Below are 12,186 nucleotides of genomic sequence, written 5' to 3' on the forward strand. Positions count from 1 at the left end.
ATTATTACAACTCTTTATTAAAAACACTTAGTAAATTCAAGAAAAATCTACGTTCTTCATTATCACTGCATACTAGATCATATAAATACAGACTCATGACATAAATAGGAGTTATGTATAACAGTGCCTGAGCTTTAGCTAGCATTTTATCTCGATCAAAACTATTTTGATCATTTACCAAATTATAAAGGGCTCTTAGCTCCTCCATAATATAATCACAACATTTATTTCGTACTACCGTTTCATCACTTAATTTACTAATTAAATTCATTAATTTAGGTCTAAAATTATTCATCCAGTCGTTATTATCAACTACATCATAATATATTTGAACAATAATATTAAATACTTCCTGGCTTAACTCACTACTTTCATCATCCTCTATTTTAAGATAAATATCAGCGTTATTCATAATATTGCTATGGATATTTTCAACGTCAACAATATCATAACGATGGTAATTTTCGGCTTCTAAATAGTAATAATCAAAAACTTGTTTAGTTAAAAGATACATTCTTTCAATAAATTGTCTTTCATGACCTTCATAATTATCTTTATATTTTTCCACTTTTGTTGCATAAGCATTTATTTGCTGTTTAAAATATAGATCCTCTAGATGATCGATTCTTGGTGTATCATTATTATTTGAATATTTAGGACGAGTATAATAATCATCGATCATCTTTAAATAAGTGTTACTATTAGAAACTTCGCTATATTCAATATTCTTTAATTCAGGAATAAATGTATTAATAATGTTTATAAATGTTCCAATAACATTCATATCATCTCTGCCAAAAAAACGAATCATATTTTCATCATTAAATATAAATGTAAACCGTTCTAATAATTGTGATATATCAAAAAGTTTTCTATTTAGTTCTTCACTTACAAATAAATTCTTTATATCGTCAAATACAGGAATAATTTGATTTACATAATATTTTTTATATGGGTAAAGACCATTCATCAATGATAAATTATTCTTTATCATCTTTTCCAAATTATTTAACCAGTTATAATTACTATTTATATATTTTTTGATCAATAATGAGATTATACTTCTTTCATAATCTGATCTTTTTTTACCATCTTTTTTAATTCCATAACATAACACATCATAAACTTCTTTATTAGGGTCACTATCATTTTCTTCATTGAAAATATCACATGCTGCTTTCATAATTTGCACAAAATACTTTTTATCATTATTTTCATTATATAAGCGAACATTTATATCATAATTGATTACACGATCACCATTGATTGCATTAATGGCTTTCATTGACATTCTTGTGGTAATGTATGAATAAAATAATAAAGTATCTTTAATATCAGCATTATCAGGTAAAAATAATGTTATATTTTGATTAAAAGCTCGAACAAATACATGAACAAAAATATTTTTCAACTTATCTCTAACTCTTTTATAACGTTCATTATAATCATTTTTAAAAAAACAATTCAACAATTCATTCATAAATAAAGGCAAAATAATCAAAGCTTCTATTTCTTCTTTATAATCATCACGAAGATACTTTTTATTCTCATTATTTTCAGACTTAATTGCCTCATAATTTTCCTTTATCTTTTCTTCAACAATTTCCTTTAATTCCTCACAGTCAATTCTCAATTTATCATAACATTTATCTTCGCCATCTTCATACCTTTTTTCATTTTTAATATATAAATAACGATCAATATTATTCAAATTTTTTCGATACGTATTTTTTGAATTCAAAATAATTCCTAAAAATTCCTCAATAAAAATTATTTTATCTTTATTAGTTTGTAGTTTTTGATAATTTTGACGACATAAATATATATATACATTCATAAAGCCTCTGACATTAGAACTAAAAGTCGAATAATAAGAATAAATTACAGTATGACCCTTTTTAAAAAAGAAATCTTCATTACCATTATCAAGACAAATATTAGCTAATAATTCTTCCATTGTTTTATTTAGCAGGTCACTAGCGTCCCCATTGTTTACGTATGTCAGCTTACTTTTCTTGCGATTATCCAATGTTTTGATTTCAAAACGATATAATGGCGGTAATACTTTCTTTAAAAAAAACTCACTGCGGCTCTTAGCCATTTCTAAAGCCTGATATTGCTTTTCATTTTTTCCAAATGAATATATCTCTTTAATCTCACGATTATCTAGATTTTCCCCCTGTAACATTTTTAATGTTATCGACTGGCAAAAAAGATCATAATCACCACTAATAAATGTAACAATATGTGAATGTGATAAAAAAGTTAAAAAATCTTCAAATATCGTTCCACAATATTTTGCTGTCATATCAACATCATCAAAGAAAAAGAAAATCAACGGTTCTTCTTCATAACCATGTCTTTTATTAATTATTTTTTTATACTCAATCAAATAATCAATCAATGTTCTAAAAGTCTCCACAACATCAAAATCCTGGCTTTGAATTTCGGTTGAGCGATTAACATAATCAATAGTATTTTGATACTGTCGATTAATAATATTTTTATAATCAATTTTACGATGCTGATAATTCTTTTTTAATACATTAAACTGATTTTCAACCTTTTTTTCAATTTCTCGGGTATCATCTTCACGATTCAATAAACAAGCTGCTCTAGTATAACTTTTTATTTGATCATTATATATTTTTTCCAAAACAACAATTATCCAGCCTAAAATATCACTCGTCTCACTCATGTCATCAGGAACGATCAAAGAAGAAATGAGATCATAGTCATTAAAAGACATCTTTTTATGATTTTCAGAAAAATACTGATGACTTTCAATTTGTTTGATTATTGTCATCATGATCGATGTTTTTCCCAAACCGCGACCACCTAAAATAGAAATAAAATTATCATATTTTTCATAAGACAATCTTTTTAATTTAGTATCACTATTTCTAGCATTCTTGCGAAAATCACTAATAAAATCTTTAATATTACCAATATTAGGCAACATCAGCTTAACATTCTCTAATTCAAGTTCTCTTGCTCCAATATGATAATTTATTTTTTTAGCGTCATTCATTTAATTTTACCTCCCCTTAAAATTATCCTACTTCTTATTATCACGTTGTTTATTTTCTAAAAAATCTAAAAAATATGTCAAAACTAAAATTTTTAATTTATCAGAAAACATTAAATAGCGATTTTTTAAAACAAAATATCCACTAACACAAATAACGATTGCCATACTATAAATAACATCAAATTTAAAACCACCGACATTAGTAAACAAATGATAATTAAATACAAGCGCTAAAAATAAACTTACGCCCGATAAATTTTTAGAAAAAGATTTTGATGAATTATAATTATGAACGCGATTATATTTTTCATTCGTTTGAATCAGCATATAAGAACTAGTACTCATTGATTCAACCGCCTTTTTTAAACCGCTTTCATTTTCAAGATTAAAATTCTTATCAAAGCCCTCATATAGTTCAACTAAGTATTTATAACATTTCTTAATTAAAATCTTATACTCAATAGTATCATTTCTTTTCTTTACTTTACCTGCCAATGATATGAATACGACCCATACGATCAATGAAAATACTAATTTAATATTCTCTATTTTAAATATAAAAAATATAACAGTAATTATACATACAACTAAATAAAGACAATTTATATTTGTCTTTTTTTCAAAGAAACGATAAATATATTTGATCATTTGCGATAACATCCAGCCCACACAATAACTAAAAACAATAACTAATCCAAAAACAAACCACTCATTATTTATTTCACTAATAAGATTTTTGATCTCAGCTGGAATGATCGAACAAACACCAGTAAAAACCATTATTCCCGGTACAATCGTTGAAACAATATCATATAATGTTATCTTATTAATTATATTTTGCATATCTAACCTTATCTCCCTTCTTTAAAGAGATAACACAAAACTTCTTATCTCCAACCCATATTAAAAAAGCTGATTTAATCATATTTATTCAACCATTATAACTAATTATATCTTATCACAGAGCCAAAAATATATAAATATAATTGCAATAAAAATAATCAAAACAAATAAAAAAAGCCGATGAGATTTCATCGACTATCGGCGCGGAATTATTATTGCAGCAATAATATATGCCCAAAAACCACTACCACCTATGGCAAATAAAACAACCCAAGCCAATCTTACCAAAGTTGGATCTAAATCAAAATACTCAGCAATTCCACCACAAACACCACAAATCATTTTTTCTTCATCCGAACGATACAAACGTCTCATTTTTATACCTCCATTTTTATTATAATATTTCCAACATCACAATCAGCCTCAATCATCCGATCACCGCCATGATAATAATACTCATCGCTCACCCCTTCGCCACGATAGCTGCCTACTTGAATATCACCCAAATCACAATCCACATCATAACTATAATCACTTTCGGTTCCTGTCATAACAACTTTGATATCACCAGCATCTACGTTAAATTCACTTTTTTTACTATCCAGTAAATCAATTTTCGCTGATCCAGCATCAACATCAACAACTGTTTTTTCACTAATAATATTATCTGCTTTAAACTCTCCAGCATCAACATCAACCTCTAATGCTTCAGCTATCAAATTTGTCAGCTTTACACTTGCGGCATCTATTTCAATTTCTACTTTATTAAATCGATAATCTTTAGGTACATATATTTTTACCTCAGCATCATTAACAATTGGAAAACCAAATCTAAAACTTTCTTTAAAAACTAATGTCCTGCCATCTTGATATATCTTAGTACGATGACTAATATTATCAGCTTTTATTTCAATAACATCCCCACTATATTCAATGATTTCAAATTTACCTGTTGAAGCTTCAATATCTAGATTCTCAATATCTTCAAATTTACTTTTTACATCTTTTGTTTTAATAAATGGTAATGATATATTCAAATCATCCTGATGATAAGCATTTTTTAACTCTGTAAATCCATCTAACATTACACCTGATATAAATAAAACTGCTGCAATAATTAAAGATACTATTACTATCAAGGTTGTTTTTTTCATATCATTTCACCTACTTTATTTATAATTCTTTTTACTAGGTTTATTATTCCATTAACTGCCAATGGAACAGCTTTGATCAAAGCCTTTTCTACAACAAAAAAAACAACAGCTAAAGCAATCAAAGCAAAACCAGCGGCCAAAATAATCAGTCCCATGCCTGGTGTTGCTGATAATAAAACAAAACCATGAATAATACACGCTAGAGCCCCCGCTAAACATACCACTCCGCCAACTAATATTCCAATTCCCACAGCTAAGACAAACGCCAATGCACTTATCCCAACTCCAAAAAGGCCACTAAAGGCTAAGATCACTATTCCAATCAAAATTAAAATAATTAAAATCCGATTACGTTCAGGATTACCTTTAAAATTATTTTTTCTTTTTTCATGATGATTTTCATGATCAACTGCCTCAATTATCTCCCTTGCCTCTTTATAATAAGCATTATCCATGCCCTTTTCACTAAATTCAATATCATTATCAAATCTATTTTCCAAACCAGCTTTAATGATTGCAGCTATTCTTTCTGGAGACCCCAGATCATTGATTACTTGAATTTCATTTTCGGTTCCAGCTTCGTCAAAATAATTATCATAATACTGTAAGGCTTCATCTCGTTCAACATCTTCAATATCTTGTAACAAATAAGCTAACTTCTCAAGAAATTCCTTACGATTCATTAAATTTATCCCCCTCAATAATAATATTTATCCTTTGAACATATTCATGCCACTCACTACGATACATTTCTAATTGTGTCTGCCCCTGAGCTGTAATTTTATAATAGCGACGATTTCTCCCACCATATTCTTGATCATATGTTTCTAAACAGTTATCTCTTAATAATCGCCTTAAAACTGGATATAACGTTGATTCTGAAACATCCAAAGCAATTCGAACATCTTGAGTGATTTTATAGCCATACGTCCCCTTAGGCTCTCTTGAAACAACAGAAAGCACGATTGCATCTAACAAAGCAGCACCTGTATTAAAAATCATCAGTTCCACTCCTTCTATATTTATTATTCAATAATATTATATGATATATAATATTGTTTGTCAATCAATAATATACAATTATAAATCTTTTACTCCCAAAATTTGTTAATTATTTAATTTTTATAGATAATTTTCCCATATTTCTCATAAATAATTATCAAGTAAGGAGGTAATAATGAAGAAGGCAAAAAAATTATATATTCTTTTAGCTGTTGTGGTGCTTGTAATCGGTTTAGTTGCGATATTCCTATTTACAAATGATTCTCCACAAACGGTAGCATCAAGTGATGATAATAATAGTATTGATTATATTGAATTAGCAAATACTACAGATGATATTAGTAAAATTTATACTCTTGATTATCAATCTGGAATCAATGAACAAATAGAAACATTAAAAAATAAAAATAACTATACTATTAAAGAACCATTATTGATTGCTAATCCATATGGTACCAACACAACAGGTGTTTATATGTATTTTAAAACTGATGATGAATGCAATGTTTCTTATACAATCAGTGCTGAAGGCTATGATGATTTTTTAAAAACATTAAACAACAGTAATAACAATGGTTATACAACAGAACATGAGTATTTATTAGTCGGAATCGTTCCCGGAACAACTAACAATATTACTGTTACTTTAACTGATGCAAACGAAAATATCATCGATACACTAAATTGGTCTTATGATGCGCCAAAGCTTCTTGGTAGCGAAGATAACGTTCAATTAGAAGTTACTACCGGCAATAGTAGTGAACCCTTAAGCGATGGTCTTTATGCAATGCTTGGTAATCGTACAGCAGAAGACAATGAAGAAGTTGATTTCATTTTACTATATGATAATAATGGAACAATTCGTAGTGAAATACCTATTACAAGCTATCGAAGCTGTCGTATTATTTTTGATGACGATATGATGTATTATAGCATTTCGACTAGCAAGATTGCAGGAATGAACAGGCTAGGCCAAGTAACAGAAATCTTTAATACTGGTGATTATAAACTTCACCATGATTATATTTGGGGTGGCGAAAATGATTTATTAGTCTTAGCCTCTAAAAATGATGCTAAAACAGAAGAAGATATTATTATTAGTATTGATCGTGATACTGGAGATGTAAGTGAAATAATCGATCTTAAAGATCTTTTTACTAATTATTTTAATACTTTAAATATCGATGAAGATTCTGATGAAGCACTTGATTGGATGCATATTAATTCAATTCAACTAATCAACGATGATAGTATCATCATAAGCTCCCGAGAAACTTCATCAATCATAAAAATTGATAACATTTATGATCAACCAACTGTTGATTATATGATCGGTTCTAAAACATTTTGGCAAGAAAGCGGCTATAATGATCTAGTTCTTGAACAAATTGGTGATTTTTCTTTGAATGCTGGCCAACATTGTGTTACTTACCAGGAAGATGATTCTTTAGCTGATGGACAATATTATTTGTATTTCTACAATAACAATAATACTGTATGTTCAACCCGTGATTATGATTATTCAAATGAAACTAATTATGAAGGAGCAAGTATTGGTGTAAATGGTGAACAGTCTTATTATGACAAATATTTGGTTGATGAAAAATCAGGTACTTTTGAATTAGTTAATCGTATATCAGTAACTTATTCTGGTTATGTTAGTTCAGTACAAGAGTTAGACGATAATATCATTGTTGATAGTGGCAGTGCTTTTGAGGCTTCTGAATTTGACAGTAATAATCAGCTTATTCAAACTGTTATCGGTACAGGAGATACATGGTGGTATCGCGTATTTAAATATGATTTTAATAACTATTGGTTTCAATAATTATTTTGGTTATATCTTTCAATCTAAAAAGATACCTTTTATATCAAGGTATCTTTTTACTTATATTTCGCTGTATGTAATAATTTATTAGCATTATCTATTCTATCTTGTGTAGGTGGGTTGACACCTTCTAATTGATATGGAATATTTAATTCCTCCCATTTGAAAGTTCCTAAAGTATGATATGGTAATACTTCTACTTTTTTTACATTATCAAGACTGTTAATAAATTTATCTAATTCAATCAAGTATTCATCTTTATCACTAATTCCTGGCACTAAAACATGACGAATCCATACTGGCTGACCAATTTCGGAAAGATACTTTGCCATATCTAAGATATTTTTATTTGATTTACCAGTTAATTTTGTATGTTCTTCATCATTTATATGTTTAATATCTACTAATAATAAATCAGTATATTTCATTAATTCATTGAACTTACTAAAGAAAGGTTCTTCTCTAGTAAAATTAGCACCACTCGTGTCAATACAAGTATTGACACCTTCTTTTTTAGCTAATCTAAACAATTCTGTAATAAAATCGATCTGCAATAATGGCTCACCACCACTTACAGTAATTCCACCATCATTACCCCAATAACTTTTATATTTAATTGCTTTATCTAAAGCTTCTTGAGGTGTAAGTTCCATTGTTGCTTTAGCATTTGCCCATGTATCAGGATTATGACAAAATTTGCAGCGTAAAGGACAGCCAAGAAGAAAATATATATAACGAATTCCTGGCCCATCAACAGATCCGAAACTTTCAATCGAATGCACTGCTCCTATAATCTTATTATCCATTTTATTCTCCCTTTCATTATTTAATAATTATTTCCAATAATTATCTCATTAAAACAGCCTCTTGTTAAAAGAGGCTGTTTTGCTTAAATTTCAATAACTATTACATTGATTTATGGCAAGTTCTTGAAATAACATCCATTTGTTGTTCACGAGTTAAATCAATAAATTTAACAGCATATCCAGATACACGGATTGTGAAGTTTGCATATTCTTCTTTTTCTGGATGTTCCATAGCATCGATTAATTTTTCAGTTCCAAATACATTTACATTTAAATGATGAGCACCTTGATCAAAATATCCATCTAATACTCTAGCCAAAGTATTTTTACGTTCATCATCATCATGACCTAAAGTATCAGGACTAATTGTTTGTGTATTAGAAATACCATCTAATGCCCATTCATATGGTAATTTAGCAACAGAATTTAATGAAGCTAATAAACCAGATTGTTCAGCACCATATGCTGGGTTAGCACCTGGAGATAATGGTTCTCCAGCTTTACGTCCATCAGGTAATGAACCAGTAGCTTTACCATAAACGACATTTGAAGTAATTGTTAAGATAGAAGTAGTAGGTTCAGAATCACGATAAGTGTGATGTTTTTTGATCTTTTCTAAGAAAGTTTGTAATAACCATACTGCAATATCATCAGCACGATCATCATCATTACCATAACGAGGGAAATCACCTTCTGTTTCATAATCTACAACAATACCATCTTCATCACGAATTGTTTTAACTTTAGCATATTTAATAGCGCTTAAAGAGTCAACAACATGTGAGAATCCAGCGATACCTGTTGCAAAAGTACGTTTTAAATCAGTATCAATTAAAGCCATTTGAGCTGCTTCATAATAATATTTATCATGCATGTATTGAATCAAGTTTAATGTATTTACATAAATATCAGCTAACCAGTCCATCATTTGGTCATAACTTCTCATAACTTCATCATAATCTAAATATTCAGAAGTAATTGGACGATATTCAGGAGCTACTTGAGTCTTAGTTTTTTCATCAACACCACCATTAATAGCATATAATAAACACTTAGCTAAGTTAGCACGCGCTCCGAAGAATTGCATTTCTTTACCAGTTTGTGTTGCAGAAACACAGCAGCAGATTGAATAGTCGTCTCCCCATACTGGACGCATTACACAATCGTTTTCATATTGTACAGAGCTTGTGTCGATAGAAATCTTAGAAGTATATTTCTTAAAGTTTTCTGGTAATCTAGAAGAATATAATACTGTTAAGTTAGGTTCTGGAGATGGTCCCATGTTTTCCAATGTGTGTAAGAAACGGAAATCGTTTTTAGTTACCATTGGACGACCGTCAGATCCAATACCAGCTACTTCTAATGTAGCCCAAACTGGGTCACCAGAGAATAATTGGTTATAAGAAGGAATACGTGCGAATTTAACCATTCTACATTTCATAACGAAATGGTCGATCAATTCTTGTGCTTCTTCTTCAGTAATAACTCCAGCTTCTAAATCTCTTTCAATATAAATATCTAAGAATGTAGAAACACGTCCTACAGACATAGCGGCACCATTTTGAGTTTTAATAGCTGCTAAATATCCAAAATATAACCATTGAACAGCTTCTTTAGCATTTTTAGCTGGGTTAGAAATATCATAACCATAAATTTCAGCCATTTTTTTCATACCATGTAATGCTTTGATTTGTTCAGCGATTTCTTCACGACGACGAATAATGTCTTCTTTCATTGAACCACTTCCACAAACAGCTAAATCATGTTGTTTGAAAGCAATTAATTCATCAATACCATATAAAGCAACACGACGATAATCACCAACAATACGTCCACGACCATAAGTATCAGGTAATCCTGTAATGATCTTATTACGACGAGCTAATCTAATTTCAGGTGTATAAACATCGTAAACTCCTTGATTATGAGTTTTGTGATATTCAGTAAAGATTTTGTGTAATTCTGGATCAGGTGTATATCCATAAGTTTCACAAGCTTGTTCAGCCATTTTGATTCCACCATAAGGCATAAATGCTCTTTTTAATGGTTTATCAGTTTGTAATCCAACAACTTTTTCTAAGTCTTTAAGTTCTTCATCAATATATCCAGGACCATAAGCAGTTAATCCAGAAACTACATGAGTTTCCATATCTAAAACTCCGCCTTTAGCACGTTCTTCTTTTTGAAGTTCTTGTAATTTCCCCCATAATTTATTTGTAGCATCAGTAGGTCCAGCTAAAAATGATTCATCACCATAATATGGTTTGTAGTTATTTTGGATGAAATCACGAACATTGATTTCTTCTTTCCAAAGTCTACCTTTAAAGCCGTTCCATTGTTCTTTTTTTAACATGTCTTTTTTTCCTCCTTGAAATTTTAATGACCGTTAATTAAAGCTTTTACAAGGTTTTAAATAATAATCCGATGGATTTTGCAAGGGATGTCATCAAGACTAATATTCTACTTCTCTCGTAATAAACTTACTTAACAAGAATAACACACACTATATTCTGGAAAATGATTTTATTTCCTTTTGTTATCCACGCTTGCATTATATTATATTTTGTTTTTATAATTCAAGTAATTTGCACTAAAAAAACAAATTATTTTCAGCAAAATTCTCTTACCTTATAATATATAATGTCACGCCCGTAATAAAAGCGCTTACACAAAATATGTGATTATTAAATTTTATTAAAATTTAATCCAATTAATAGTAGATTTTTCCCTTTATTTATTATATAGTATTATCTAAAGTTATCAGGAGGTAAAATAATGAATTTAACATTCAACACAGATGCTGATTTTGATCAAATTAAAACTATTGTAATTGATATTATAAAAAATACCGCTAATGATTTTGATTTATTTCTTTCAACTAATTCAATCAATAATTTATCAATTCATCTAAGCATTGCGATTATAAGAATAAAATCAAACAACTACATTCCCTTAAGCAATGGACAAATCGCATCATACAAACAAGAATATAGTTATCCTTATGCAAAGATGCTATGCGATCGCCTCGCAAAAAAATTTGAAATTGAATTTCCTGAAGATGAGGTATCTTTAGTTTCAATGCATTTATCTAAAAATCAAAAATTAGATTTAGAAGTCAATTCTGGATTTGACTTACTAGATAATAAAGTTTTTAAAATCATTAATGAAGCAATGACTTTAATTTATCAAGAGTATCACAAAGACTTTAGAAAAGATGATAAATTATTAATTGCTATTGGTTTACATCTAGAACCAGCAATAGAGAGATTATCCCAAGGACAAACTATTGAAAATCCATTAAAAGATAAAATCATAGAACGCCACAACGAAGAATATAATTATAGTAGAATTTTAAACAATGTTATCAATCATGAAACAAATTTATCATTTAATGACGATGAACTTGCCTTTATTGCCCTTCACTTTGTAGTTGCAAATAATCGAATCAACAATTAATCATCATTATAAATTCAATATGATAATGAAAAAGACAATAAACCAAACACCTGGCAATATTGTCTT

General features: G+C 29.0%; 10 protein-coding genes. 2 read left to right on the top strand and 8 right to left on the bottom strand.

Annotated elements, in window-relative coordinates; all coding sequences use genetic code 11:
* Window positions 1-4: 4 nt before the first annotated feature.
* The 6 genes from BR82_RS0104255 to BR82_RS0104285 form a co-directional block, all read right to left on the bottom strand.
* Window positions 5-3,031, bottom strand: a complete 3,027-nt coding sequence (locus BR82_RS0104255; RefSeq protein WP_027089159.1) for a hypothetical protein — start codon at window positions 3,029-3,031, stop codon at window positions 5-7.
* A 27-nt stretch (window positions 3,032-3,058) separates the two neighbouring features.
* A complete protein-coding gene (locus BR82_RS0104260) occupies window positions 3,059-3,874 on the bottom strand; it encodes a hypothetical protein (RefSeq protein ID WP_027089160.1) in 816 nt (271 codons plus the stop codon).
* A gap of 195 nt (window positions 3,875-4,069) precedes the next feature.
* Entirely contained in the window at window positions 4,070-4,249 is a 180-nt protein-coding gene (locus BR82_RS0104270; protein ID WP_027089161.1) for a PspC domain-containing protein, read from the bottom strand.
* A 2-nt stretch (window positions 4,250-4,251) separates the two neighbouring features.
* Window positions 4,252-5,028, bottom strand: coding sequence for a DUF4097 family beta strand repeat-containing protein (locus BR82_RS0104275; RefSeq protein WP_027089162.1), 777 nt, complete (start codon window positions 5,026-5,028; stop codon window positions 4,252-4,254).
* The gene (locus BR82_RS0104280) at window positions 5,025-5,711 is read right to left on the bottom strand and encodes a DUF1700 domain-containing protein (protein WP_027089163.1); all 687 of its coding nucleotides are present in this window, start codon (window positions 5,709-5,711) and stop codon (window positions 5,025-5,027) included. Before BR82_RS0104280 ends, BR82_RS0104275 begins: the two co-directional genes overlap by 4 nt.
* Complete coding sequence (locus BR82_RS0104285) at window positions 5,701-6,030, bottom strand: PadR family transcriptional regulator (RefSeq protein WP_027089164.1); 330 nt, start codon at window positions 6,028-6,030, stop codon at window positions 5,701-5,703. Before BR82_RS0104285 ends, BR82_RS0104280 begins: the two co-directional genes overlap by 11 nt.
* Window positions 6,031-6,205: 175 nt before the next feature.
* Here BR82_RS0104285 and BR82_RS0104290 point away from each other — a divergent pair, with 175 nt between their 5' ends.
* Entirely contained in the window at window positions 6,206-7,858 is a 1,653-nt protein-coding gene (locus tag BR82_RS0104290; RefSeq protein WP_027089165.1) for an aryl-sulfate sulfotransferase, read from the top strand.
* 56 nt (window positions 7,859-7,914) lie between these two features.
* Here the strand turns inward: BR82_RS0104290 and pflA are convergent, their stop codons facing one another.
* Together pflA and pflB are read right to left on the bottom strand one after the other, a co-directional pair.
* Window positions 7,915-8,664, bottom strand: a complete 750-nt coding sequence (gene pflA, locus BR82_RS0104295; protein WP_027089166.1) for a pyruvate formate-lyase-activating protein — start codon at window positions 8,662-8,664, stop codon at window positions 7,915-7,917.
* Between the two features lie 100 nt (window positions 8,665-8,764).
* Complete coding sequence (gene pflB / locus BR82_RS0104300) at window positions 8,765-11,017, bottom strand: formate C-acetyltransferase (protein ID WP_027089167.1); 2,253 nt, start codon at window positions 11,015-11,017, stop codon at window positions 8,765-8,767.
* A gap of 422 nt (window positions 11,018-11,439) precedes the next feature.
* On the opposite strand from pflB, the gene BR82_RS0104305 reads away from it, so the two are divergent.
* Entirely contained in the window at window positions 11,440-12,120 is a 681-nt protein-coding gene (locus tag BR82_RS0104305; RefSeq protein ID WP_027089168.1) for a BglG family transcription antiterminator, read from the top strand.
* Window positions 12,121-12,186 lie beyond the last annotated feature (66 nt).

The organism is Thomasclavelia saccharogumia DSM 17460 (assembly GCF_000686665.1).
GTDB classification, from domain to species: Bacteria; Bacillota_I; Bacilli_A; order Erysipelotrichales; family Coprobacillaceae; genus Thomasclavelia; species Thomasclavelia saccharogumia.

What these genes read in the sequence shown, in the direction of transcription:
- BR82_RS0104255 (WP_027089159.1), bottom strand. Translation starts at nt 3,031, where the DNA reads ATGAATGACGCTAAAAAAATAAATTATCATATTGGAGCAAGAGAACTT.
- BR82_RS0104260 (WP_027089160.1), bottom strand. Translation starts at nt 3,874, where the DNA reads ATGCAAAATATAATTAATAAGATAACATTATATGATATTGTTTCAACG.
- BR82_RS0104270 (WP_027089161.1), bottom strand. Translation starts at nt 4,249, where the DNA reads ATGAGACGTTTGTATCGTTCGGATGAAGAAAAAATGATTTGTGGTGTT.
- BR82_RS0104275 (WP_027089162.1), bottom strand. Translation starts at nt 5,028, where the DNA reads ATGAAAAAAACAACCTTGATAGTAATAGTATCTTTAATTATTGCAGCA.
- BR82_RS0104280 (WP_027089163.1), bottom strand. Translation starts at nt 5,711, where the DNA reads ATGAATCGTAAGGAATTTCTTGAGAAGTTAGCTTATTTGTTACAAGAT.
- BR82_RS0104285 (WP_027089164.1), bottom strand. Translation starts at nt 6,030, where the DNA reads ATGATTTTTAATACAGGTGCTGCTTTGTTAGATGCAATCGTGCTTTCT.
- BR82_RS0104290 (WP_027089165.1), top strand. Translation starts at nt 6,206, where the DNA reads ATGAAGAAGGCAAAAAAATTATATATTCTTTTAGCTGTTGTGGTGCTT.
- pflA (WP_027089166.1), bottom strand. Translation starts at nt 8,664, where the DNA reads ATGGATAATAAGATTATAGGAGCAGTGCATTCGATTGAAAGTTTCGGA.
- pflB (WP_027089167.1), bottom strand. Translation starts at nt 11,017, where the DNA reads ATGTTAAAAAAAGAACAATGGAACGGCTTTAAAGGTAGACTTTGGAAA.
- BR82_RS0104305 (WP_027089168.1), top strand. Translation starts at nt 11,440, where the DNA reads ATGAATTTAACATTCAACACAGATGCTGATTTTGATCAAATTAAAACT.